22 protein-coding genes are annotated in these 25561 nt (G+C 60.5%); 13 read left to right on the forward strand and 9 right to left on the reverse strand.

All coding sequences use genetic code 11. The features are described 5' to 3' along the window. Position 1 precedes the first annotated feature (1 nt). The 5 genes from Q363_RS12740 to Q363_RS12760 all read right to left on the reverse strand — a co-directional run bounded on the left by Q363_RS12740 (position 2) and on the right by Q363_RS12760 (position 10063). Positions 2-868, reverse strand: a complete 867-nt coding sequence (locus Q363_RS12740; protein ID WP_035350617.1) for a UbiA-like polyprenyltransferase — start codon at positions 866-868, stop codon at positions 2-4. A 47-nt stretch (positions 869-915) separates the two neighbouring features. Then, complete coding sequence (locus Q363_RS12745) at positions 916-1698, reverse strand: BON domain-containing protein (RefSeq protein ID WP_035350618.1); 783 nt, start codon at positions 1696-1698, stop codon at positions 916-918. A gap of 93 nt (positions 1699-1791) precedes the next feature. Then, the gene (locus tag Q363_RS12750; RefSeq protein WP_245632189.1) at positions 1792-6249 is read right to left on the reverse strand and encodes a translocation/assembly module TamB domain-containing protein; all 4458 of its coding nucleotides are present in this window, start codon (positions 6247-6249) and stop codon (positions 1792-1794) included. After that, positions 6246-7043 (reverse strand): SurA N-terminal domain-containing protein, encoded by a 798-nt coding sequence (locus Q363_RS12755; RefSeq protein ID WP_035350619.1) that lies wholly within the window; start codon positions 7041-7043, stop codon positions 6246-6248. The genes Q363_RS12750 and Q363_RS12755 overlap by 4 nt, the downstream gene beginning before the upstream one ends. Positions 7044-7045: 2 nt before the next feature. Beyond that, positions 7046-10063: a POTRA domain-containing protein gene (locus Q363_RS12760; RefSeq protein WP_245632190.1), complete on the reverse strand. Its 3018-nt coding sequence runs from the start codon at positions 10061-10063 to the stop codon at positions 7046-7048. Between the two features lie 479 nt (positions 10064-10542). Here Q363_RS12760 and Q363_RS12765 point away from each other — a divergent pair, with 479 nt between their 5' ends. From Q363_RS12765 to Q363_RS12795, 7 genes are all read left to right on the forward strand, one after another. Beyond that, on the forward strand, positions 10543-11658 hold the full coding sequence (locus tag Q363_RS12765) for a ThiF family adenylyltransferase (protein WP_084080301.1): 1116 nt from the start codon (positions 10543-10545) through the stop codon (positions 11656-11658). A 206-nt stretch (positions 11659-11864) separates the two neighbouring features. Next, entirely contained in the window at positions 11865-12503 is a 639-nt protein-coding gene (locus Q363_RS12770) for an RNA polymerase sigma factor (RefSeq protein WP_245632191.1), read from the forward strand. 65 nt (positions 12504-12568) lie between these two features. Continuing rightward, positions 12569-12805, forward strand: a complete 237-nt coding sequence (locus Q363_RS12775; protein ID WP_245632192.1) for a hypothetical protein — start codon at positions 12569-12571, stop codon at positions 12803-12805. A gap of 253 nt (positions 12806-13058) precedes the next feature. Further along, the gene (locus Q363_RS12780) at positions 13059-13652 is read left to right on the forward strand and encodes a shikimate kinase (protein ID WP_051978714.1); all 594 of its coding nucleotides are present in this window, start codon (positions 13059-13061) and stop codon (positions 13650-13652) included. Positions 13653-13719: 67 nt separating this feature from the next. Continuing rightward, positions 13720-14772, forward strand: coding sequence for an AI-2E family transporter (locus tag Q363_RS12785; protein ID WP_035350625.1), 1053 nt, complete (start codon positions 13720-13722; stop codon positions 14770-14772). Positions 14773-14879: 107 nt separating this feature from the next. Next, positions 14880-15488 carry a hypothetical protein gene (locus Q363_RS12790; RefSeq protein WP_157466798.1) on the forward strand — a complete coding sequence of 203 codons (609 nt, stop codon included), beginning with the start codon at positions 14880-14882 and terminating at the stop codon, positions 15486-15488. After that, entirely contained in the window at positions 15485-16231 is a 747-nt protein-coding gene (locus Q363_RS12795; protein WP_035350630.1) for an RsmE family RNA methyltransferase, read from the forward strand. Before Q363_RS12790 ends, Q363_RS12795 begins: the two co-directional genes overlap by 4 nt. A gap of 8 nt (positions 16232-16239) precedes the next feature. Here the strand turns inward: Q363_RS12795 and Q363_RS12800 are convergent, their stop codons facing one another. Then, positions 16240-16677, reverse strand: a complete 438-nt coding sequence (locus Q363_RS12800; protein WP_035350631.1) for a DUF2203 domain-containing protein — start codon at positions 16675-16677, stop codon at positions 16240-16242. Further along, complete coding sequence (gene nadA, locus Q363_RS12805) at positions 16674-17816, reverse strand: quinolinate synthase NadA (protein WP_245632193.1); 1143 nt, start codon at positions 17814-17816, stop codon at positions 16674-16676. Before nadA ends, Q363_RS12800 begins: the two co-directional genes overlap by 4 nt. 352 nt (positions 17817-18168) lie before the next feature. On the opposite strand from nadA, the gene Q363_RS36050 reads away from it, so the two are divergent. Genes Q363_RS36050 through Q363_RS12820 form a run of 3 tightly spaced genes read left to right on the forward strand, consistent with a single transcriptional unit; the run spans position 18169 to position 20493 of the window. Further along, positions 18169-18738 carry a Sec-independent protein translocase subunit TatA/TatB gene (locus Q363_RS36050; RefSeq protein WP_245632194.1) on the forward strand — a complete coding sequence of 190 codons (570 nt, stop codon included), beginning with the start codon at positions 18169-18171 and terminating at the stop codon, positions 18736-18738. Next, positions 18731-19510, forward strand: a complete 780-nt coding sequence (gene tatC, locus Q363_RS12815; protein WP_035350638.1) for a twin-arginine translocase subunit TatC — start codon at positions 18731-18733, stop codon at positions 19508-19510. The genes Q363_RS36050 and tatC overlap by 8 nt, the downstream gene beginning before the upstream one ends. After that, on the forward strand, positions 19507-20493 hold the full coding sequence (locus tag Q363_RS12820) for a M28 family peptidase (protein WP_084080303.1): 987 nt from the start codon (positions 19507-19509) through the stop codon (positions 20491-20493). The genes tatC and Q363_RS12820 overlap by 4 nt, the downstream gene beginning before the upstream one ends. A 303-nt stretch (positions 20494-20796) precedes the next feature. Here Q363_RS12820 and Q363_RS45450 read toward each other — a convergent pair whose 3' ends face one another. Then, positions 20797-21495, reverse strand: a complete 699-nt coding sequence (locus Q363_RS45450) for a DUF3761 domain-containing protein (RefSeq protein ID WP_281175989.1) — start codon at positions 21493-21495, stop codon at positions 20797-20799. Positions 21496-21744: 249 nt separating this feature from the next. On the opposite strand from Q363_RS45450, the gene Q363_RS12830 reads away from it, so the two are divergent. The 3 genes from Q363_RS12830 to Q363_RS12840 all read left to right on the forward strand — a co-directional run bounded on the left by Q363_RS12830 (position 21745) and on the right by Q363_RS12840 (position 23670). Next, a complete protein-coding gene (locus Q363_RS12830; protein WP_035350641.1) occupies positions 21745-21954 on the forward strand; it encodes a hypothetical protein in 210 nt (69 codons plus the stop codon). A gap of 161 nt (positions 21955-22115) precedes the next feature. After that, positions 22116-23060: a TerC/Alx family metal homeostasis membrane protein gene (locus tag Q363_RS12835; RefSeq protein WP_035350644.1), complete on the forward strand. Its 945-nt coding sequence runs from the start codon at positions 22116-22118 to the stop codon at positions 23058-23060. A gap of 106 nt (positions 23061-23166) precedes the next feature. After that, positions 23167-23670, forward strand: coding sequence for a hypothetical protein (locus Q363_RS12840; protein WP_035350646.1), 504 nt, complete (start codon positions 23167-23169; stop codon positions 23668-23670). A 234-nt stretch (positions 23671-23904) separates the two neighbouring features. Here Q363_RS12840 and nadB read toward each other — a convergent pair whose 3' ends face one another. Then, entirely contained in the window at positions 23905-25542 is a 1638-nt protein-coding gene (gene nadB, locus Q363_RS12845; RefSeq protein WP_245632195.1) for an L-aspartate oxidase, read from the reverse strand. Positions 25543-25561: the final 19 nt, after the last annotated feature.

Consider the following 25561-nt stretch of genomic DNA (forward strand, 5'->3'; position numbering starts at 1 on the left):
TTTATCTGCGCAGCAGAACATCCGCCGTAACGAAGCCAAAGAAGACGACCGAGATGACGCCGTTCAGCGTGAAGAACGCTGCATTCATCCGCCGCAGATCGTTGGGCGAAACAATCAGGTGTTCGTAGAGAAGCAGCAGGGCCACGACAGCGATCCCCAGCGCCGCAAGCTTACCGAGCCCAAACAGCGCCACCAGCCAGCACAGCGTCGCAAGCATCGCGAGATGCATCAGGCGCGCAATCCAGAACGCCGCTTCACGGCCAAATGCCTGAGGTATGCTGTTCAACCCCGCGCTACGATCATGCTCGAAGTCCTGACAGGCATAGAGGACGTCGAAGCCGCCGACCCACAGCAGCACGGCAAGCGTCAGAACGACGATTCGCGGCTCGAGAGAGCCGCGAACTGCGATCCACGCCGCCGAGGGAGCGATCCCCAGCGCCAGACCCAGCACCAGGTGCGACCATCGCGTCACACGCTTCATGTAGCTGTATGCGAGGACCACCGCAAGCGCAATCGGAGCAAGGAAAAGAGTCAGCCGGTTAAGCATCGCCGCACCCAGAAGAAACACGGCCGCCGAGAGCAGCACAAAACCCGCGACAAAGCGGTTCGTCAGCGCACCGGCGGGCAAAGCTCGCATGGCCGTGCGCGGGTTTGCCGAATCCAGCTTCGCATCGACTAGACGGTTAAAAGCCATCGCTGCCGAACGCGCCGCTACCATGCAGACGATGATCCAACCCAGCACACGCAGCGACGGCCATGCTCCGGCCGCAAGCACTGCCCCTGTCAGCGCAAAGGGCAGCGCAAAGATGGAGTGCTCCCACTTGATCATCTCAAGCGTAACGGCGGTACTCTTCCACAACGAACTCATACCTTTATCCTAAAAGAGTTCGGCGGATGATTGTTCCATGACGGCGGTTACTTCTCCTGCGGTGAGCCCGCCACTTGCAGATTATTGATGACCTTGAAGACGCCGGGGACGCCGTTCGCTCGAATGTTTGCGACGTCCTTATCCGCTTGGTTATCAACCACTCCGGATAGCGTCACGTTTCCGTTGACAACGGTGATTCTGATGGGCTTCGCTGGGTCAATGGCATACTTGTTCAGCTGCGGCGCACCGTAGACAGCCCGTGCCGTAGCCAGACGGATGCGATCGTCCATTGGCGAAACCGGAGCGACTTCGATGTTATCCACCACGTCCTTCACGCCCGGATAGTTCGAGACGAGGCTGACTGCGGAGTCTTTGTCGGTCGGCCCATAGGCCACGCCACCCAGCGTCACAACGCCGTTCTGTACGCCGATCGTGAAGGCGTTGAAGGCCGTTGTGCCGTAGCCTACTCGGTCATAGGTCAGCTTCTCCGCCAGCTTGTTGCGTAACGTCACATCGTCTATTGTTGGCCCACCCACTTCGATCAGATTCTCTACGCCCTTCACGTTTTTGCGGTGATGCGCCTTTTTGTCGGCCTCTTCTTTATCAGCGTACAAGTCCACGGTTCCCGTCAACAAGACCACACCATTGTGTAGGGCCACTTTCACATCCTTGAACTTTTTGTTGTCGAGGGCTTTAGCTACATCAGCCTGAATCTGTGAGTCCTGCGAATTCTCCGCCGCCGTCTGTGCTGTCGTGCGTGCCCACGCGGACAGGAGCACCTGCATCACCAGTGCCAAGGCAACAGACCTTCCGATCTTCCTTGCGATCATAACCCTCCTCCAGAAATCAATCGACCGGCGCCGTTCGGCCCTGGTCTGCAATCGTTTCTATAGCATACAGATGCAGTTACGCCCTGAAAGTCGTTAGCGATATCGCCGGCGCAGCTTATACACGATGCTGAAGACACCGGACTCATCCCGCGTCACCACGATGGAGGAGTTGTATGTGAGATCGTACTGCACCTGGATGAGTTGCTGCGCCGTCGTGTTTACATTGGTCGCAAAGGTCGCGGTCACCTGTTTGGAGATCTGCTCCTGAATCGTAATTCGCGCCGAAGAATTGCCGAGTGTACCCACGAAGGCAGGATCGATCTTGACGCTTCCCACGCCGAACAGCTTTTCCACGCGCGAGCTGACGGTGGCATTGAGCGCCCCACCCAGAAGTGCGCTCGTCGTTGGATCGGTGCCGGCCTGGAGCTGGCGCTCCTGGTAGATCTGCGCCTCCTCCTGGGTTCGCCCCAGCGCCAGCAAGGCGAAGACGTCAGCCTCACTCAGCGGAGGCTCGGAGCGATACGTTGGCTTCAAGTTGCTTGCCGTGCCATGGAGTCCAACCGTAACTTCATAGTTCTCGACCTGTGCGTTTGCATCGATATCGATCGTCGGATCGATGCGAACAGGATTGGTGAAATAAATATCGCCGCGCTGCAGCTGATATTTCGTGTTTGCAAAGGTGGCACTGCCTTCCGTGATCTGGATGCGTCCGAGAATTGAGGGCACAGCCACCGTTCCGCGGATATTCAGGTCGACCGATCCCGCGAGCTTTGCATAGGAGTTCTGAAAGTCGAGCTGCGGCGAGCTCGTTATACGGACATCGAGGTGGACTTTGTTGGAGGGCGCATTTGGATCGGGCGGCGCGCTGACCATACTACCGGCGCCGGCAAACGCCGCAAAGTCGACATCCTGTCCTACACCGAATCGCGTAATCAGGATGTTGCCGCTCAAGACCGTGCTCGATGCCGTTCCCTGCAGCTTCAGATTGGCGTTTGCCGTTGCACTCAGGCCGTACATGCGAACTCGGACGGCATCGCCGGTCGCGGTCAGGTCGGCATAGAAGCCGTTGCGGAAACGCAACGAGCCTCCGATCTTCAGCTCGCCTCCGCCTGTCCTTGCGCTCAAACTCTGCACCTGCAACCGGTCGTCCGTAAAAATCAGCGTTCCGTTTAGATCACTCAACCCATTGGGAACACCTTCCAACGCAAGGTTCACATGATCGAACTGCACCTTGCCGCTAAGCGTGGGATTCATCACCCGCCCACCTGCAGCGGCCGCGAACTCCACCTTGCCACTCGAGATGATGTCTGGATCAAAGGTGTGCAGCAGGACCATGCTCACGCTTCCGGCACCCTTTACATCGAGCTTTCCTCCCTTCGGGTCCGTTGCACCAAACAGTTGTGCGGTTCCGGAAAAACGCGCATCCGTATCCTGACCGGTGATGTGCACCTGCTCAAGCGTTGCAAGGCCATCACGCAGGCTCACGCGCAGGGGCTCAGCTGCCTTCAGCTCAACTCCCTGTAGCCTTACGACCACGTTGTTTAGCTCGGCCGCTCCGCTCAGGTCTCTTGGAGTCCTAAGCGGCCCGCTCACCGTTGCCGTTCCGCTGATCGAGGACTGCGCCTTGATGTTTCCCGATCCGAACAGACCCAAGGGGCCATTCACATCGAAGTCAGTCACTGTCAGCCTGGCTTGCGTCTGATAGCTGTCCACGAGCTGCGTCTGGCCTTGCAGGTTCAGCTTTGCACCCATTGCCGTCGCATTCGCGATGACGAACAAGGTCTTGCCTTCGCTATGCACTTCGGCCGTTGCATCTCCGACCGGCTGGTTCGCGTAGGTCGCGTTCTGGAGCCGCAGACTGGCCCGTAATCCTGGCTCGAACGCCGTGCCGTTTGCATCGGCCACCAGCGTCAACCGGCCATCGGCACTCACGCCACTCTTTTTAATCGTCTCGAACTTCGCCAGAGCAAGGTCGTTTCCTTCTACGTGTCCATGAAAGCGCTTAGTTCCGAGATCATAGCCTCCGCTTCCGGCGATCTGCATGCCATCGAGCCGCAGCAACACATGGGAAGCCTCGATGTTCTTCCCCTGCGCTGTGATGTCGGCAGCAATCGACTCATAGGATTCGCCGTATGCGGCCCCGTTTGCCAGCGAAACCTGCCCACCGCCGTTCATATTGCCAATGGTCCCGATAACGTGCGCATTCGTCGCGATGGTTCCTGTCACTGGAATCTTCTGCTGTTGGCCAGCAATCTCGAGCAGGTCCGAGACCTGCGCATTGGCCAACTGAAGGCGTGCGTTGATTTCCATTCCCTCATCCCATACATATGTGACCACGCCGCGCCGTGAGACCTCGCGCCGTGGCCTCAATGTTCCGGATGCATTTAGCACCGCCGTTTCACGATGGACGGTAGCGCTCGCCACCGCCACGCCGGTGCTTGGTGAATACTCCGCATCGGCCACCAGCGAGTCGATGAGTGCGTCCGTTGATCCCATTACGAATTCTAGGTTGGCCGCCTGAACACGTCCTTTCACATCCAGATCGTGGGCAGCGCCGCGAGCTGTTCCCGTGAAGTGCAGCGCGCCGTGCAGCTTCAGCGGAATTGCCGCACTTCCCCTCTTGCCGCCATCCTCAAGCCCGAGGGTGGTCAGCAGCTGGTTATATTCGCCAAGGTCGCGCACTGTCAGGTCCACGTGCAATGCAGTCAGCGGGTCTCCCAGGTTGACCCCGAGAATGCCTGAGGCTTCAAGCGTCGACTCGAGCGTCTGCACCGCCAGCTGCTGAACACGAACCGTCTCGTCTTTGCCCGTGTAGTGCGCTACAACACGTCCTGTCACTGGCACGTTTGACGGTACTCCCTTGCGGCGAACACCGGTCGGCGCAAGAGTCAGATTACCGTCGACCTCTACCGTATCGGCAACGTCCTTCGCTGCCCCTCCCCACTCCACCTTCACCGGGCCGCTCACCGCCGTGTCGAAACCAAGATCGCCGTAGTGCTCCGCGGTCACATCTATGATCGTTCGAAGAGGAACCGTCGTCAGGGTGGCGTTGAGATAAGCGTGGGACGGCTTCACCTCAGGAACTCGGGACACCGGTGGCTTCGCGTTAACTGACTTTGCCGTAGTGTTCGCAGTTTCTGCTGCGGCCTTCGCCGTCGGCGACGTTGTCGCACTCGCCGGTGCCGATCCCAGCCAGCTCTCAATGCGTAGATTGGCCTCTGCCTTTCCTCCACCCGGCAGGTTGCCAACCATATTCGTCAAAGACAGCTCTGCCGGCGTCATGCGAATCTCAGCTCCACCGTCGATGTCATGCAAAGTCACATACTGGTTGCGATATCCAACTCCACGTGCCTTGGCCGAACCGACGATCACAAATGCGGCCGGACACGCAGGCTCCAGAACGGTTGGCGCCTTTGCTTCCTTTTCCTCGGATCGAGGATGAATGTGCCGCCAGAAGGGCGGCTTCTTCTCCGCCTGCGGAGTTGTCTCCAGACAGTTGCGCCCACGCAGGTCGAGGTTCACCATGCCGGTCTTCAGGCTGTCGACGCCGGTCATCACAGCAATCTGACTCAGCTCAAGCGAACCGGTCGCCTTTGCGCTCCATTCCGGTCTTGCAAAGTGGTTCAGCGTGCCCGAGGCCTCCAATCGCGAGGCTTTGCCTGTGCGCAGGGTCAGACGATTCAGGTCGGCCTCGTCCCGCCCCACCTCCACCTCAAGATGCAGCGACGAGTGCGCCTCAGGCTCCTTCGCAAGGCGCGTGCGCAGATCGTTCAGATCGATCGTGGCTCCATAACGGTCAGTGTGAAAGGTGTAATGGACCTCCGCGTTGAGATCGCGTGCAGCCAGATCAAACGGAATCGCACGGTCATTAATCAACGCGACGCCATTCACTAGTTCCACCCGGCGCGCCTTCAGATCGAGCAGCGTATCCGTCAATGGCGTCTTGCTCGTGCGGGGATGCTTCGGCACCGGCTGGTTTGTGTGGCCGTCTTTATCGACGATCAGATGAAACTGCGGATGCTCCACCCGCAGATAACTCAGTGCGATGTGGGAGATCAAACCCTTTCCCGCCATACGCGAGAAGAAGTTGAGAATCTTGACCCTGACCAGAATTCGATCGACCGACAGATACGGCATTTCCTCTGGACCTTCGAGTCCGTGAATCACCACGCCGTCAGCTTCAACGGCCAAATGCCAAAGATCGAACTGAATCCGCTTCAGCTCGACCCTTCCGCCGGTGGCGTCACCCAGCACGCGCACAACCTGAGCCCCTACGCGGCGCTCGAAATCGGGCGTCGTCGTATACCATGCAAAGGCTCCGACGAGGACGAGCAACAGAACGAGAATGCCGCCGAGCGTCCATAACGTGCCACGCGTGATACGCGCCGCGATCGAGCGCTTCACCTCCACCAGCTTGTGCTCGATTTGCTCCTTCGTCTCCTCGAGCTTCTCCTCAAGCTGGTGGCGCTTCTCTTCGATCCGCTGTTCGAGCCTGTGCCGGTCGCGTCCTGGAGGCTGAGGGAGTTGCGGAGGCTTCTGCTGATCGCTCACGGAGCCACCTCACCCGGCTTCATCACCCAGACACTGCCCTGCGCACGCAACGACTTCAGCCAATCGCGCATCAGGTTCCCCACCTGCTGTTGCAGCAGCACCTCCTCGATACGAGGTGAAATCGAATCAAGCTTGGGCGGAGTGACATGTTGTCTTGCATACTCCGGCAACATCGTCTTCTCGTAATAATCCTTGATCTCGTCATTCGTGATCCGGATACCACTGCGGAAGCGCACCTCAATCAGCCGCAGCAGTTTCATCCTCTTCCGCCACCGCTGTCGGAACTCGCTAACCGTGAACCCGTTGTCGCCGAGAAACTTTGCCCAGCCGGCGTCCGTCTCGCAGTGGTACTCCCTGCAGGCGGGGATGTCGTTCCGTAACGTTTGCAACTGCTTATCGAGTTCCTGGTCGCTGACCGCCGTCTCTGCGGGTTCAAGCTCGGCCTGCTGCTGAATCAGCGTTCGGTCAATCAGCCGCTGCACGGCTCGGTCGCGGGAAAACTCGTTCGCTGAACCGCGATAGGGCTGGATCTTCTCGAACCTGCGCTCCTCATCGACGTCGCTCTCGAGAACTACGTCGCCGTTCACCACGGCCACGACACCATCAATTACAGTCCCCTGTTCCTCTACGGCGGGGACGGCCGCTCCCGCCTGGAGCGGGGACGAAGCAGATGGCGGCGCGGGCACTGGAGCCGCGGGCTGCTGTCCCTTTGCTGCCACCGTAGCAGCCAGGGCCAACAGAGCGAGGCATCCCCGCGACCATCGCAACGCCGGATTGTGAGCCGATATCCGCATGCTCAGAAGCTCTGACCAATGCTGAAGAAGAAGTTGAAGTTGTGCCCCTCACCAACATAGGGAGGCTTACCGTTATAGTCCTGGATCACAGGATAGATCGGTGGATTCAGGTTATAGCTGAAGTCGAAGCGCACGGGCCCGACGGGCGTTCTGTAGCGCGCGCCGAGGCCCACCGCGTGAGAAAAATAGTTGAAGTTGCAAGTGCCGATTGTCACACCCACGACCTCGCGGCAGGTGTCGCGGTCCGGCTGATGAAAGCGCAGAAAGCTCGGGAACATGTCTTCGGGATTCTGAAACACGTTGCCCATATCGTGGAAGAGCACAAAGCTGACGCTGTCGCCCACGTAAGGCAGCGTAGGCGGCGGCATGCGCAGCTCGACCGTATTTACAAACGCTGCCGATCCTCCTACCGGATAGCCTGTCTGAAGATCGCGAGGGCCGGCACCATTGATTCCGAAACCCCGATGAGAGTTTGCGCCGCCGGCATAGAGCCGCTCCGGCAGAGGGACCGCATTGCAGGTCGGATTGGTCGTCAGCAGATCGCCGACGCACACCGCACTACCTGCGTTCGGATTGGTGCCTGACGCACGTTCATAGCCGATGCGCGTATTGCGCGCCAGCGTGTATCTGTGATGGAAAAGCTGATAGTACGTCGAATTTGTCCCATCCAGTCTCCAGAAGTCGGTCTCCGAACCGAACTTCGACGACGCCAGGAACCCCTGCAGCGAAAAATACATTCCCTTCGTTGCATTCAGAGGGCTCGGCTGGCGTGTGTCGTGAAACCACGTAACGCCTGGTCCGCCCACACGCACGGGCTGCGACAGCAGAGGAATCAGGTCTGGAGCGACGCGGAGGCTGTTCGGATCGACCTTCACACGCCGATACAGAAACTCGTAGATGAATGTGTTGGGCCTGCGCCACTTCTCCGTGACTCGAAAATCCTGCTGAAGCGTCGACGACGCAAAGGTCGTGATGTTCTGGATATTCGTGTACCCCCCCGAGAGCAGGCTCGAGAAGTTCTTCGAGCCGAAGAGGTGTGGGTTCTGGAATGTGAGGATAGCAATCTGCTCCAGCAAACCGTACGTAGTGTGCAGCGTCAGCGAGTCGTCCGTTCCGCGGAAGTTGATCCGCGACACATCGAGCGATACTCGCGGGCTCACGCTACCCCTACCCTCCGGCGAGTAGGCCCCTGGGTTCCCCGAGTTGGTCTGAATCGTCCCACCTGGATTTCCAGTTTGGGCTTCAAAGCCGAAGCCATAGGTTACGTTCCATCGCTTCGCCTCAGTGATCTGCACCAGCACGTTCTTGCGCGGCGCGTTGCCTGTCGGGTTCTGGACTGCTGTGAGGACCTCGTTGAACAACGCAAGGCCATACAACTTCCGCTGCGTCTCGAGGAGCGCCGTCTGGTCCAGCGGGTCGCCTGGATGCATCAGGATCTGGCTTTCGGCAATCTTGGGCCGGGTGAAGTCCAGGCCGGAGAGCAAGACGCGTTCCACAAAAACCTGCTGCCCTTCTGCCACTGCCAGGGTCACATCGGTCCGCGTAGGATCCGCCTCTTCCTTATGCAACTGGAGCTCTACCTTCACCTGATCGAAGCCATGGGCCAGGTAGTACGCAAGCACAGCATCGCGGTCCCCGGAGAGAGTCACCAGCGAAAACGGCTGACCCTGCTGCGCATTCATCAGAGACTTCACCTCCGCGAGGCGACTCGGGTTCACGCCCGCAAGCTCCACCGCGCCAAACTTCCTCTGCTGCCCCTCCACAATGTTGTAGACGATGGAGATCTCACCGACCTTCATTGGCTTGCCGCCCTCCTGGTCAATGTCTTTCACATCGGTCGTGATCGTCGCCTCATCGAAGCCGTTGGCCCGATACAGCGCCTGAATGGAGCTGACGTCGCTGGCAACCAGTCCCGGACTGTAGCGTCCGCTGCGCTGGTAGGCGTCCGCCTTCTTCACCTGCATGCGCTCGCGCAGGATGTCGTCAGAGAAGTACTTGTTTCCTTTCAGGTCCACCGCGATCACCTTATGCTTGATGCCGCGGTCCACCGTAAAGACGACGCGCTCGTTCGGAGTATCCTGCCCGATCACCTTCACGTTGACCTGCGCATCGAAGTAACCCTGCTGCTTCACGAAGTCGCTGATGTTGTGCTTGCCCTCGTTGAGCAGGTCGTTGTCGATCGTTCCCTCCTCGAAGATCGGCACCAGCAGGTGCAGGCGCCTGCGAGACACTTTGACGCCCTCCACGAGCACCTTCACCTCCGGACCCTGGTTCACATGAAAGTGGTAGTCCAACTGCCGCCGCGATTCCACGTAGGTCTGTTTCTGCAGGCTGACGGTCGCCTCCAGCCGGTCCTGCTTTTGATACTGCGACCGCAGCTTGCTCAGCGCAGTGCTGGTCGTATCGCGCGTTACCTTGCTGCCCTGTTTCAGCTTGCCCTTCTTGCGGAACTGCTCCAACGTCATGCCCAGGTCAGGGCTCTCCACCGTCACCATGCCGATCCGTGCCTGGGGGCCGATGTCAATGTTATAGACAATGTTGATCTGGCTGTTCACCTTATCGAGCGTCGTGCCTACATACACCTTGGATTCGTGGTAGCCCTGCTGTTTCAGCATCTCCTTGATACCCTCCGTTCCCGCGGGAATCGAGGTATCAGTGTAGGCAGTGCCCGCGTTCAGCTTCGTCGCGTACGTCAAAAGAGACATGAGCCGGGCGCTCTTTACTCCAGTAATCGTCACCCGGCCGACGTAGTAACGCGGCGTGCCGGCGAAGATCAGCGTCATCCCGTCCCCCTGGCGCACGCCGCGTACGGTGATATCGCGGTACCGTCCGCTGTCGAAGAGCCGACGCGTGCTCTCGCGTACCTTCTCCGGGTCCAGCGGCTCGCCCGCTTGCTGAGCGATCTCCCCGGGCAACATATCGCGTTCGTCGAAGGTCACGCCTTCAAATTCGATCTTGTTTACTCGCAGTCCTTTCCACTCCCACACCGAGGTCTTCAGTCCGGGACCGGTTGAGATCACCGGCTGCTCCGCCTCCTGTCGCCGGCGGGTCTGCGTCTGTGATGCCTGAGGAGCCGTAGGCGGGCGCGTCGGCTGCTCTGGAACGGCAGGCGCCTGACCAGCAGAGGGTGTGGAAGGAGGGGAGCCGGAAGGCTGGGTCTGGGCCAAATTCAGAGATGGCGCCAGCAGAAATGAGAGAAGCCAAATCAAACGAGTGGCCAGGGAGCGTCTCGGCGTCACTTCGCTCGGCCACCTCGTCGTTCGACCTCTTCGAAGCTGACCCAAAACACCCATCCTCTCCCACAAGTCACACCATCATGGTCTTCTGCACAGCAATGAAACCGTCCCTGCACTCTTCTCCTTAGTACGGCGTGAAAGCCGTCATCTCCTGCCGCCTTTGGATGCCGGTTTGCCCGCGGCACGCTGTCCTGTTCGCGACGCTGCGATGCATTCCCTATACTACGAAAGAGCAGCGTCCTTTGGGCGCATAAAGGCACCCCATGTCGCATCCTTCACACGAGTTCGCCAGTGCCTTCACCCCGTCGGACGAAACTCCGGGCGTGGCGTCACCCGCCATCGACGATCAAGAGCGCTACTCGCGCCAGATTCTCTTTGCAGGCATCGGATCCGAGGGCCAGCAAAGGCTCGCCCGCGCACACGTCGCCATCGTAGGCTGCGGGGCTACCGGGGCGGCGGCGGCGTCACTGCTCGCGCGGGCTGGCGTCGGAACGCTGACGCTCATCGACCGAGACTTCGTGGAGCCCTCAAATCTTCAGCGCCAGATCCTCTTCGACGAGTCAGACGCTCTCCAGTCGCTCCCCAAAGCCGAGGCCGCCCGGCGCAAGATCGCGCAGTTCAACTCGGGAATCACGGTTCACGCTCATGTTACGGATCTGGTTCCCTCTAACATCGCCGAGTTGCTCGGCGGAGCGCAGCTTATCCTCGACGCCACCGACAACTTCGAAACCCGATACCTCATCAACGATTTTGCGGTTCAGCAGGGCAAGCCATGGATCTACGCCGCCGCCATCGGTGCCTACGCGGCGACCATGAACGTCCTTCCGCAGACTGACTCCGCTGCGCCCTGGCAACCCACCGCCTGCCTCGCCTGCCTCTTTCCCAAGCCGCCGTCCGGCCCGGTGGAAACCTGCGACACCGCAGGCATCCTGTCGACCGCCGTCAATCTGGCTGCATCCATCCAGGTCACCGAGGCCCTCAAGCTGCTCACGGATCAGGCTAAACTTATGCGCCGCACCCTGTTCTCCTTCGACCTGTGGTCGAACGAGCGTTCCGAGGTCTCTGCCGCCTGCCCGCGGTCGGGTTGCACTGTCTGTGGCGAGCGCGCGTTTACCCATCTTGCGGGCAAAGGCCGTGCCCACATCACGTTGTGTGGCCGTAACTCTGTGCAGATCCACGAGCACCATCGCCCCGTCGATTTTGCTGCCATGCGCGACCGGCTCGCGCCGCACGGTGTGGTGCGATTCAACGATCTTCTTCTTCGCTTCGAGCGACCGCCTCACACGTTGACCCTCTTCGCCGACGGACGCGCCATCATTCAGGGCACCACCGATATGACGGTTGCACGCTCTCTCTACGCGCGCTTTATTGGATCCTGAGCGGACTGCGCACTGATTCACTGCTCCGTTGTCCACAAAACGCTTGCAGTCACAACAACATCCGACCGACAACCTTTCTCCTCACAAAAGACTCAAACTTCACTGCGAGAAAGTTCTTTCCGATGCATTAGGCTGGGAGAGGCGAAACGAAGCGTTGCAGAACCCAAACAACCCGGAGTGGAGCCATGGAGACCCAAGGCCTACAGATGACTGAACCCAAGACGGCCCCAGGCCTTTTCAAGAGAAATCCACCGATTGCAGGAGAGGCGGAAGCCATCGAGCGCGCCAAAGCCGGCGATGCCGAGGCCTTTTCGAAGCTCTACGCGCTCCATAAGCGTCGGGTCTATACCCTGTGTCTCCGCATGCTCGGCAACGTCTCCGAAGCCGAGGACATGACCCAGGAGGCATTCCTCCATCTCTTTCGCAAGATCGGCAGCTTCCGCGGCGAGAGCGCCTTCTCGACGTGGCTGCATCGCCTCACCGTCAACCTTGTCCTGATGCACCTGCGCAAGAAGGGTCTGCAGCTCGTCTCGCTCGAGGAGACGATCAATCCCTCCGAAGAAGACTCACCCAAGCGAGACTTCGGCAGCCGCGACACGCAGCTAGCCGGCTCGGTGGATCGCGTTACGCTCGAGCGTGCCGTCGCCTCGCTTCCGCCCGGCTACCGCATGGTCTTCGTCCTTCACGATGTCGAGGGCTTCGAGCACAATGAAATCGCGGTGATGCTCGAATGCTCCACCGGCAACAGCAAATCCCAGCTCCATAAGGCGCGCCTCAAGCTCCGGGAGCTGCTCCGTCAAGCGGAGACAACACCATCAGCCGACCTTAAGGAAACGGCACTATGACTTCGCGAAACTCTCATCTTCCTCGTTCGTCATACCCTCTGTCTTGCGCTGAATTCCAGCAGCAATTGCCCGATCTGTTTGCCGCCGGAACCGAAGGCGTTGGGGATGACCCCACGCTCATCGAGCATCTGAAGACCTGCGAAAACTGCTCCGCGCTGGTTCGGGACCTGCAATACATCGCCGATCAGGCCCGCAAGCTCCTCGAACCCACGTACGAGCCCAGCGACAACGTCTGGAAGAAGATTCAGGAGGGTCTGGCCTCCGACAATCCCACCTACGCAATCAATCGCGAAAAGCACTGACTGGAAGGCTTCCGGATCCGTCGAGGTTGCAATCCGGCGGCGAATGCGTGTAGCATTAAGGGCAACATGACGAACCACATCCACTCCGCTCGATTTAGCTATTGCTATTGGCGCCAATCTGCGGCCGGCGGAGCCTTCGCATGCATCTCTGAAAATAGCTGAACCCTTCAGAGTCTTCGATCTTCCCCAGCCGCGACCCTAAAGGTCGCGGCTTTTGCTTGCGCTTCAGTAATCTATTTCGGAGAGACCAAAAATGCCATCCAGCCAACCCGAAACTCTCACCAAGGCCGAAGGATCCTCAGCACATGCCGCGCCGGCCCATCTCCGCCGCATCCTCCTCACCGGATTCATGGGTGCTGGCAAATCCACCGTCGGCCGCATGCTCGCATCCAGGCTCGGGTGGGAGTTCCTTGACCTGGACACGCATCTGGAAAGCCGCACGGGATCGACCATCCCCGAACTCTTCGCCCAGCATGGCGAGGCCCACTTCCGCCGCCTCGAATCCACCGCGCTTGCCTCTGCCCTCGGTCGATCCAGGACAGTGCTCGCTCTGGGCGGCGGCACTCCGGAGGAGCTCACGAATCGTCTGCTGATCGAGCAGACTCCTGCCACGCTCGCTGTCTTCCTCGACGCTCCCTTCCCGACTCTGTTCGATCGCTGCATGCTCCAGGAGATCGGGCGGCCCGTGCTCGCCGACCCGGCCGCCGCCGAGCTTCGTTTCGCCCGTCGCCGTCCTCTCTACGCCCGCCTCTCGCGCCTGACCATCGATACCTCCGCGCTCACCCCGGAAGAGACGGTCTCGGCTGTTCTCCTTGGGCTGAACCAGACTCCGCACTCCCGCCGCTAGACGCCCATAGAGCACACTTTCAGCATCGAACGGGGAAGATCCCCACAGAGAGCAGGCATCGCACCGAGTGACGATCGATCTAACCCCCGAACAGAGGCGCTCTCGCGATATCGTTCGCGGACACATCGTGTTCGCCTTCGGCGTCCTTATCCTGCTGGCCCTGGCGTGGCTGCTGATCAAGGAGTTGCTCATCATTTACGTCAGCGCGCTCTTTGCCGTCGTGCTGATGCCGGCCGTCGCGCGCATCACTGAGATGAAATTCTACGGCCGTCATCTCTCACGCCCTGCCGCCATCTTCCTGCTGATTGCCAGCGTTGTGCTCCTGGTCGGCATCTTCTTCACTGTGGGGCTTCCTCCGGTCCTGCATGATCTGAACCAGTTCTCAACGGAGCTGCCCTCACGCATCCCCGAGATCGTGGCCCGTCTCAACCATCTTCCCATCGCCAACCGTCTCGGCGTCGACGCCATCGTCGAGCGGGCCGAGAGCGCGCTGACCGCGACCGCGAGCTACCTCGTCGTCTCTCTGCCGAACTGGATCACGCACCTCTTCGACATCCTGACGGCCCTCTTCCTCTGCATCTATTTCATGCTCGAGGGTGAGCATGCCTACGGCTTCTTCCTCTCCCTGTTTCCTCCCGCGCCGCGCCACCGCCTGGATTGCACCCTGCGTCGCGCCAATGAGAAGATCGGCAAGTGGCTTCTCGGCCAAGGGCTGCTGATGCTCATCCTCGGTATCTCCTCCTCCATCGTCTTTGGGCTGCTGCACGTTCGGTACTTTCTGTTGCTGGGCTTCCTGATGGGTCTGTTCAATATCATCCCGATCGCAGGCGGCGTCTTTACCATTGCCCTGACCGCTATCGTCGCCGCGCTGGACTCCTGGACGAAGATGTTCGGGGTGATCGTCTTCTATCTGATATACGTTAATTTCGAAAACGCATTTCTAATCCCGCGCATCATGCGAACCAGCGTTGACCTGATGGGTCTGACTATCCTGATCGCCCTTCTCTGCGGGACGGCGCTCGCCGGTATCGTCGGAGCCCTGGTCGCCGTTCCTACCGCCGCTTTGATCGCCGTCCTCCTGGATGAGTATGCTATTCGGAAAGATCAGGCCGTCGCATAACCGATAACCCTTGCCCTGTCAAGCTTTATGAACGGCCACAACTGAGCTGTGACTAAACGTATCGCGTAGAAAAATACTTCTGTATACAATGCCGCCTTGCTATCCTTGTGCCAGTGTCCGAGCCGAAGTTTACCCAACCCGCCCGCCGCAATCTCCTGGCCCCTGTGCTTGTTGCCTTCGTCATTCTTGGCATCGCCATCGCGCTCATGCTGCGATACACGCCGCACACCATCGCCGATCTCACCATACTGCGGACTGCCGTCTATCCCACCCACACGGCATACAAGTCCGACACCATCGTCGTCGGCCGGGACCACGCCCAGGATGATCTCTACGTCCTCACGACGCTTCGCATCGAAGACCGGCTAAACCTGCCGATCTTCCTGAAGGACTTTACCGCCACGCTGCTCACTGCCGATGGCGAGAAGTTGACCACCAGCGCGGTCGAAAAGCAGGACCTCGATAATCTCTACACCACATTTCCAGCGCTCAAGCCGCTTGCTTCCACTCCGCTTCTGCGCGAGACGCTCATCGACCCGGGCCACACCGCCGAAGGCATGGTTCTTCTGCACTTCCCCGTCACCCAAGACGTGTGGAACCGTCGCCGTTCAGCGACTCTGCACGTCGACCTCTATCATCAGGGCCCGATCTCGATCACCATCCCGCAAAACAACCAGGTCTCGTCGTCCAAGAGTTCGACCACCGAAGAGGAATGACCCGCCGCCGCTGGATCGCCGATAGCTGGACCGCAACGACAGCTTCGCTCACCGGCGAACAGGCTGAACACCTCGTCCGCGTGCTGCGCGCCGCGCCTGGTCAGGTGTATGACGTCGTCGCCGGCGGCTTTCTCCACCGGGCGGAGATCGTGAGCGTCCGTGGCGCCTCTGCCAGTCAACCCGCTGAGGTCCTCTTTACCCTGCATGAGGAACTGGAGTCTGACTCCGCTCTGCCGCTGCACCTGCTGCTTGCCATCTTCAAGTTCGACCACATGGAATGGGCCATCGAGAAGGCCACCGAGCTTGGCGTCTCGCGTATCACTCCAGTCCTTGCCCGGCGCACCGAAAAGCACCTTGCTCATGCCGCAACGAAGCGGGCGGAGCGCTGGAGGCGTATCGCGCTCGAGGCCTCCAAGCAGTCCCGCCGCACGACGATTCCAGAGATTGGGGATCCTGTCGCGCTCAAAGACGCACTCAGTGAGACAACAAGCCCTGTTCGCATCCTGCTATCAGAGACCGAGCAGACCTCCACGATTGCTGATGCACTAAAGCAGCACGATTCAACACCCGCTGCCGCGCTCACTCACGCACTCGCGATTGGCCCGGAAGGCGGCTGGACCCAGGACGAGATGGCTCTCTTTACACAGGACGGCTGGCAGCCGGTCACGCTCGGTCCGCGAATTCTTCGCGCCGAAACCGCGGCCATAGCGGCCATCGCGATCCTCTCCTCGCATCTCGCCTGAGAGGCTGCTCAGTTCGGCCGGTCGCGGTCCGGCTTGCCGAATCGTGCATCGAGGGGCTTCCGCCCGGCAAACCCATCCTCAACCGAGTGCCAGTAGCCGATCTCCTTCTCGCCTAGCTTCCAGCAGAGCAGCACCGTCTTGCCGTCCACGACACACGGAAAGTCCAGCAGTCCCTTTTCCAGGTCCTTCACCTGAACACCGATCGCGTCGATCTCCGCCAGGGAATCCCTTGTCTCCTGCAGCGCCTTATCGTGCTCGGCGCGGCGGCGGGCAGTCGTGGCGACGTCGACGTGAAATCCCCCCAACAGGAATATCTGCTGTCGCAGTTGGTCAAGCTCGACCTCGATCTCCGCGGCACGTGTTCCAGAGGCCTGCGCCCTGCGCAGCAGCGCCTCAAGCACTGGAAGCAGGGCCTGGGCCTCGTTGAGCGTGAAGGTCTTGCTCAAGCCTTGACCTCCAGCATGCGGTCGAGCGCCACCTTCGCCCAGTGCTTCACCTCGTCGTCTACCTTGATGCGGTTGACGACGTTGCCCTGCACGAGGTTCTCAAGCGACCACGCAAGGTGCTGCGGTGAGATGCGGTACATCGTCGTGCACAGGCAGCCGGAGTCGTCGAGCGTGATGACCTTCTTGCCCAGCGGGGCGAACTTCTTCGCCATACGGTTGACCAGGTGAATCTCCGTGCCGACCGCGAAGCTTGAACCCTCGGGAGCTTTCTCGACCACCTCGATGATGCGCTCGGTCGAGCCGAGGTCGTCGGCCTTCTGGCAGACCTCCCAGCGGCACTCCGGATGCACGATCACCTGCATCTGGGGGTAGTTTGCGCGGATGCGGTCGACGTGCTCCGGAAGGAAGCGCTGGTGCACGGAGCAATGTCCCTTCCAGAGAATGACCTTCGCGGCCTTGAGTCGGTCGGGCGAGAGGCCGCCGTTGATCTGGTACGGATCCCAGACGACCATCTCGCTAAGCGGGATTCCCATGGCGAAGGCCGTGTTGCGGCCGAGGTGCTGGTCGGGGAGAAAGAGAATCTTCGAGCCGCGCTCAAACGCCCACTCGAAGGCCCCGCGCGCGTTCGAGGAGGTGCAGACCAGGCCGCCGCGCTCGCCGCAGAAGGCCTTAATGGCCGCGGCGGAGTTCATGTAGGTCAGCGGGACGAGGTCGTCGGTCAGGCCGGCGCGTTCGAGTGAATCCCAGCAGTCCTCGACCTGGCCGATCTCGGCCATGTCGGCCATCGAGCAGCCGGCGTTCAGGTCGGGCAGGATGACCTGCTGCCAGGGCTTGGCGAGCACGTCTGCGGTCTCGGCCATGAAGTGGACGCCGCAGAAGATCATGTACTTCGCGTCGGTCCTGGAGGCGATCTTCGACAGCTTGTAGCTGTCTCCGGTGTAGTCGGCAAACCGGATGACCTCGTCGCGCTGGTAGTGATGACCAAGCAGGACGACGTCGGTTCCCAGCGTGGCGCGCGCCGCGGCTATGCGGGCGTCCATGGTGTGGTCCGGCTGTGAGAGGTAGTTATCGAGCGAGCAGGACTCGCCAGCAGAATCCATCGCGGACTGTGCCGCGACCTCTTCCATCAGTAAGCTCAAGGTACTCCGCCTTCAGTCTCACGAAGACGTCGGGAACCGCATGCGCGGCGCCGTCACTTGCCTTTGAGACGGGGATGTTGAAAGCATGCACTTCACGGTTGCAGTGGATTCGCTGTTCCGGCTCTGATTGGAGCCATCACCCAACCCACGGGGATGTTGCAACCAAACTATCTACAACCTACTTCCTTACTTCACCTGCGACGGCTTTCGCCGCCTCTACTGCATTGGACGAGGGCGGGATCGGAAGGGATACATCTTTTTGCCCGAACCGTTCTGCCTCCTACGTCAATGATCTTACAACAGGATGAAGGGCTTGGCCCAACCATTGTCCCTGCCGAAGCGAGGCCGTATCATGGAAGCAATTATGCCGAGCCTCGGCGATAGCGCCTTCATCTTTATCCTTGCTCTGATCCTCTTCGGCCCGAAGAAGCTGCCCGAGCTTGCCCGCCAGTTGGGCAAGCTGATGAGCGAGTTCCGCCGCGCCTCCAACGAGTTCCGCATGCAGATGGACGAGGAGTTGCGGCAGGCCGAGCAGGCCGAGCAGCAGAAGAAGATCGCCGCGATGGAGGCCGCTGCTCCGGCGATGCCTGCAATTACCGATGGCGCGGAGAACACGATTGCGGCTCCGGCAGCGGTCGACGATCCGCCGGAGATTCATCCTCATGCGCGGGAGATTGAGGAGCCGGCACCAACTGCTCCGTTGCCGATTGCAACCGCGGGAGAGCTGAACCTGATGCCTCCTTCCACGGGACTTCCGGTTGCGAGCACGTCGGTCGCGCACGCCTTTGACTCCGTTCCGCACGTCGAGGATCCGGAGCTGGCATCGAGACATGTTACGTCAAATCATTCCATGACCGACCGCTCCGAAGGACACACTCCGGACGCTCCGGACCACATAGCAAGCGAGGCGCTTCATGGCTGACCTTGTCGACCGCGCTCGCGCGGCTGTGACAGACCGCGCTGAGCTTCCAGGCATGAGCCTGATGGAGCATTTGGATGAGCTGCGCAAGCGGATCATCCGGTCGGTCATCTATCTGCTCATCGGCTTCGCCGTGGCCTACGCCTTCCACGAGCGGCTTTATGGCATCGTGTCGCGACCGATCGACTTGCTGAACCTGCCGCTGAACTTCACGCATCCGACCGACGGCCTGAACCTCTATCTGAAGACCTCACTGGTGGGCGGCGCGATCCTTGCCTCGCCGTTCATCCTGTATCAGGTCTGGCTGTTCATCGCGCCGGGCATGTATTCCAACGAGAAGCGGTATGTGGTTCCCTTCATGACGGCGACGATCACGCTGTTCCTGGCGGGAACGTGGTTTGGCTATCACTGGGTTCTGCCAGGTGCGCTGAAGGTGCTGATCGGGGACTTCGGGAAGCGGTTTCATCCGATCATCACGATTGAGGACTATACGAGCTTCTTCCTCGCCGTGATTCTGGGGCTTGGCATCACCTTCGAGCTACCGATTCTGATCTTCTTTCTCTCGATACTAGGAATCGTGGATGCGAAGTTTCTGATCCAGCATATTCGCTATGCGGTGCTGGTGATCTTCATCATTGCGGCGATTATCTGTCCGCTTCCCGATCCGGTGAGCATGTGCCTGTTCGCGATGCCGATGCTGGCGCTGTATATGGTTGGCGTTGGCGTTGCGTGGGTCTTCAATCCCTCACGGCGGAAAGAGGCGAAGTCGGCATGACGAAGAAGCGGGGCGCGTCGCGCTCGACTTTGCGGGTAATTCTGCAGGCTGTTCTGCTTGTTCTTCCCTTCGCGGCTATGGTCGCGCCTTCTGCTGTTGTCGCGCAGAAGGCTGCCGCTCCGAAGGCGACGGGAAAGTTCAGTGGGAAGGCGGCGTATGAGTTGACGAAGCAGTTTCTGGCGGCTGCTCCGCATCGCTGGATCGGCTCGCCGGGCCACGCGAAGGCGGAGGAGTTCATCAAGTCGCATTTCACGGCCGAGGCGGCGAAGGGAAACTTCGAGACGGACAGCTTTATGGCTTCGACTCCCGCGGGGCTGCTTTCGATGAAGAACCTCATCGTGAAGTATCCGGGCAAGAAGGACGGAATCATCGTCATCGCGAGCCACTACGAGACGAACTATCCGCTGCGGGACATCGACTTTGTGGGCGCCAACGACGGTGCTGCGACCTCGGCGCTGCTGATCGAACTGGGCAACTACCTGCGAGCGCATCCGCCTGAGGGTTACAGCGTCTGGCTGGTCTTCGACGACGGCGAGGAGGCGATCCAATCGTGGAGCGCGCGGGACTCGCTGTATGGAACGCGGCATCTGGCGGCGAAGTGGTCGCAGGATGGGACGCTCCAGAAGGTGAAGGCGTTCCTTGTGACCGACATGCTTGCCGACCGCGACCTCGACATTCTCGACGAAACTCAGTCCACGCCTTGGCTCCGCGATCTCCTGCGCAAAGCCGCAGCCAACACCAACCATACGGCTTACGTCGGTCAGAGCTCCGGCGCTGAAGAGGACGACCACCTTCCCTTCCTCAGCCGTGGCGTTCCCTCGCTCGACATCATCGACGTCAACTACGGCCCCCACACCGCCTCATCTCCGGATGGGTGGCATCATACCGCCGAAGACACGCTAGACAAGATCAGCGCCCGCTCGCTTCAGATCTCGGGCGACCTGATGGTGGAGATGATCCGGCTGATCAACCAGCACGGGTGACCCCCCCGGCGTACGTCATAAGCTGCTTATTTTGTGCGGCTTATGCGTTTTACTCGGGACAAAATATTGATTCCAAGCGGTTTAAGTATCAAAATCTTGATTCTATTGTAGTTACGGGAAAGAAAAAGCCTCGGGGTGTGCGCCCGAGGCTTTCTTCTTCACTGTTATTACCAGTACCGCGGACCGGTGGTAATTAATCGGCACTTTATATTTCTTTTGTTTTGATGGGTTTAAGTGGTTTTTGGGCTTGACACGCGATTTTTGAGCGAAATTCGAGAACTACTGAGATTCTTCGCCTACGGCTCAGAATGACGACTCGGAGGGGCTCGGAGTGGGAATGACGCTCGGAGTGGACTCGGGAGTGGCGAGGACGACTTGGAGTGGCGACTTGCGGTGCTGCGACGAGCCTGGTGAACGATGGACGGGCCGGATGGCTCCGTGAATCGTGGCTGCTGAAACATGAGTTATTTGGTGCAGGGGGTGGTTGTGGTCGGGGTGGGCGCCCTTGGCTTTGGCGTCGGACTCGGAGAGGTAGGAGCCCTTTTTGGTCTTGCCGTAGTAACGGGAGCCGGGGCAGTGGTAGACGTTGGAGCCGGAGTTGAGCCAGACCATGCCGGGTCCTCCGCCGGAGGCCTGGGCCATGCTGGCGGTCGATGGGTGAGTGGGAGCCGCAGGGGGAGCCGGGGTGGTGGGTGAAGTGAGAGTTGCTGGAGCGGCGGACGCAACTGGGGCCGCAGGAGCAGCTGGTGCCAAAGGAGCGGCTGGGGGCACAGGAGCTGGGGGAGCTTCGCGAGTTTTTGGTGCGGCAGGGGCTGCTGGTGCGGCGGGGGTGGCGAGCCATTCCTTGACGCCTTGGTGTCCGTGGCAGGCTCCGCTCCGGGAGGCCTGGGTGGTGTAGGTGCCGTCCTTGCAGAGGCCGGTGGCTTCGGCGGGGGGTGCGGCCTGGGCGTGGGCGACACGAGCGGCGGCGAGGACTGCGGCTAGGGTCAGCAGCGGAAACAAGCACGGCAAGGCTTCATGGAGACTCTTTTTCGGAGGTTCGATCGGGCTCGGAGCTGTCAGTGTGGCGAGACCAATGCTACGCCGGGTGTGTGGCCTGTCACGAGGAAAGGCGTGGCCGTGGCGGTCGTTCCCGGATAACGTTCGCTTCCTTCGGCCTAACGTTTTCGGTTCCTTCGGCCGATATTCCTCCTTAGTGGGATGGAAGTGTGAAAACCAGGTACCTAGGCTGTGGATAACTGGAGGAAAGGCATGCAGATATCGACTTTTGGATGGCGCGGCCGGAACAGGGAGACTGCTCCCGGCCAGTGGAATAACCAGTGGAATAACAGGCGGGAGAGCTTTTTCGACGCTCGTCGACTGGGAGAGATCATGGGGGGGCTGGTCTTCTCGTCGGCTCTCTGGGGGCTGCTGGCGGTTGGGATTTATACCGTCTATACGATGGTCCTTGGACTTCACTAGGGTTTAGAGAGCCGGCGGAAGATATCGGTCGTAAAGCGGATTTCTCCCCTTCGCAGTGCGATGCGACTGCACTGCTTCGGTCGAAATGACAGCGTGGCGTCGACCGCTCCGGTGGAAGTGGATAGTTGCGTTGAGACGCTGCAAGTCGGCATCTTAGAGTGATGGCTCAGCCGACGCCCACGAGTTACTGGATCTGGTTTCATGTCTTTGTCTTCGGCCTGATGGCGGCGGACCTTATCTACATCCGCTGGCAGAGGTCGCGTCATCCTGCAGCGGAGACGATTCATTCGACGGCGGTGGTTGCTACGGTGGTGTGGGTTGGAGCAGCGCTGGCGCTTTCGCTGTTTGTGCTGGGAACGATGGGAGGCGACGCCGCCACGCAGTACCTGGCGGGATATGCGATCGAAGAGTCGCTGTCGATCGATAACCTGTTCGTCTTCCTGGTGCTGTTCCGGGTGTTCCGCATCGAGGCGCCAAACCAGCCGAAGGTTCTGTTCTTGGGCGTAACGAGCGCGATTGTGATGCGGGGCGCATTTATCTTCGCGGGGATCGGGCTGCTGAAGCGGTTTGAGTGGGTGAGCTATCTCTTTGCCGTGATCCTGCTGATCTCCTCGATCCGCCTGATGATGCCGGAGGACGAGAAGAAGGCGGAGATGCCGGGCTGGCTGAAGTGGATTGCCAAGCTGCATCCGGTGAGTTTGCGGCAGGACAGGTTTGTGGTGAGGGAGAACGGCCGGCGCAGGGGAACGGTGCTGCTGCTGGCGCTGGTGGCGATCGAGGCGACGGACCTGGTATTTGCCATCGACTCGATTCCGGCGGTGCTGTCGATTACGCGGGATCCGTTCCTGGCGTACACGTCGAACATTATGGCAGTGATGGGGCTGCGGTCGCTATACTTCCTGGTGGCACACCTGCTGACGAAGCTGAAGTACCTGCATTACGGGCTAGCGGCGGTGCTGGCGTTTGCGGCGGTGAAGATGCTGGTGGCGCACTGGTACGAGATCAGCCCGATAATCTCGCTGGGCGTGGTGGTGGCGATGCTTGGAGTGACGGTGGCGGTCTCCCTTCTTGCGGGAGACAGGCGTGCGAAGGGTGCGGCTGTCTGAACTTGGGCCGGTATTCAGACAAATGTCTTCGTAAGCGTCCTATGTTATCTATAGAATGATATCGGACTATTTTTGTCGCCATTCAGTTTCATTGCAAGGACGAAGAATGACACGTACTTCCTCACACGCCTTTTTGCGGGCGATGCGCCTGATTCATCTGTATCTTGGTGTATTTACTGCCCCTGCGTTGATATTTTTCGCATTTACAGGCGCCCTGCAGACGTTCAGCCTGCATGAGACGACGAAAGGGAGCAGCTATAAGCCTCCGGCGTGGGCGGTGACCCTGGGGCAGATCCACAAGAAGCAGACCCCGGTAGTTCCGGTACGGAAGCAGCCGCCGGCGGGGTCTCCGGCTGGCCCGGCTGCGCCCGGGCGTGAGGGTGCCGGGAGTGGTGCGTCGGCGGCTGGCCAGGGCTCCGGGGGCGGGATGCTGCAGCGGGTGCATCATCCGCTGCCTCTGAAGATTTTCTTCCTGGTGGTGTCGGTGAGTCTGTTTCTATCGACGCTAACGGGGATCTACATGTCGTACAAGTACCTGCGCGACCGTAGGATGGTGACGGCTATGCTGGTGCTGGGGATGGTGATTCCGGTGGCGCTGTTATTCGTGTGAAGAGGCGCGGCGATGATCTGCCGCGCCCGTGGGTGATGGTTAGGCAAGCAGACGCTTCCGGACGAGATTGACGACGTTTGTTCCAAGGATAGATACCCTTCGTCCGGCAAAATCAGTAACTTACATCGCTCCCTCTTTGGCATCAAATTGATTCCAGCAGTCCGAGTCCCGAAAAACTCCGACTGAGAGCGGAACTGAGCAGTTCCTAATTTCTAGCGAAGAATGGGTCTTCTTTTAGAGCGTTACCGGTGACTTCATGGCCTCGTTCAGGTTTTTCTCGAAGGTGAGGAGGTCGTCTTTCAGGACGGAATGGCGGGCCCGGGGATCGTGCTGGGGGTAATCGTGGCGGTAGTGGGCGCCGCGGCTCTCGTGGCGGGCGAGGGCGGAGGCGACGATAACCTTGGCGACGGTGTGGAGGTTGCGGGCCTCGATGGCGCGGCGGGAGAGGCCTCGGGGCATGGTGGCGGCGAGAGCGTCGAGGGTGTGCTGCATGGTCTCGAGGCCCTGAGCGTCGCGGAGGAGGCCGGCGTAGTGCCACATGTTGCTGCGGAGGTCTTCGATCCAGCGCTCGGAGTCGGCGTCGGGGGTGGTGACTTCGGTGGAGGGGAGCTGCTGCGCGACGGAAGGGATGCTCACGGGGTGCTGTGAGGCGTTAGCGATCATGGCGTCGGCGGCGAGGGCTCCGAAGACGAGACCTTCGAGGAGGGAGTTGGAGGCGAGGCGGTTGGCTCCGTGGACTCCGGTGCAGGCGGCCTCGCCGGCGGCGTAGAGGCCGGGGAGCGTGGTGTGGCCGTGGACGTCGGTGAGGACGCCTCCCATGAGGTAGTGGGCGGCGGGGCGGACGGGGATGAGGTCGCGGTTGAGATCGAGGCTGTATTTGGCGAGGAAGCGCGAGATGCCGGGGAAGCGCGCGTGGAGGTCTTTGGCGACGTGGTGCATGTCGAGGTAGACGGGACCGGCGATGCCCTCGCGGGTGATGGCGCGGGCGACGACGTCGCGGGGGGCTAGCTCGAGGAGCGGATGGTAGCGCTGCATGAAGCGCTCGCCGTGGGCGTTGACGAGGTAGGCGCCTTCGCCGCGGAGGGCTTCGCTGAGGAGGAAGCGGGGTGCTCCGGGCTGGGAGAAGGCGGTGGGGTGGAACTGGTAGAACTCCATGTCGGAGACGGCGGCTCCGGCGCGATAGGCCATGGCGATGCCATCGCCGGTGGCGACGGCGGGATTGGTGGTGTCGGAGTAGACCTGACCGGCTCCTCCGCTGGCTAGGAGCGTGGCGCGGGCGTGGACGGTGAGGATGCCGCCTTCGCCGTCTAGGAGAGTGGCTCCGAGGACGCGGTGGTTGTGGGTGAGGAGATCGATGCCGGTGGTCCACTCCACGAGGCGGATGCTGGGGAGGGTGCGGACGTGGCGGAGGAGTGAGACAGCGATCTCGCGGCCGGTGGCGTCGCCGTTGGCGTGGAGGATGCGCGAGCGCGAGTGCGCGCCTTCGCGGGTGAGCATCAGCTCTCCGTTTTCGCGGTCGAAAGCGGTGCCCCAGGCAAGGAGCTCTTCGACGCGGCGAGGGCCTTGTTCGACGAGGACGTGGGCGGCTTCGTGGTTGACGAGGCCGTCGCCGGCGGCGAGGGTGTCTTCGTAGTGGAGAGCTACGTCTTCGTCACCGCTGATGGCGACAGCGATTCCGCCCTGGGCGTAGGCGGTGTTGGATTCGGCGAGCTCTTCCTTGGTGACGACGAGGACGGAGCCTGCGCGGGCGAGACGGATGGCGGCACTGAGGCCGGCGATTCCGGCGCCGATGACGAGGAAGTCAATGTGCTGCTGGGAGGAGGCGAGGGATGCGGGATCGACGGACGATGCTGCTGACGTGATGGATGACACTGCTGTTCCTCATCTTCGA

The sequence above is a fragment of the Edaphobacter aggregans DSM 19364 genome, assembly GCF_000745965.1.
GTDB lineage: Bacteria > Acidobacteriota > Terriglobia > Terriglobales > Acidobacteriaceae > Edaphobacter > Edaphobacter aggregans.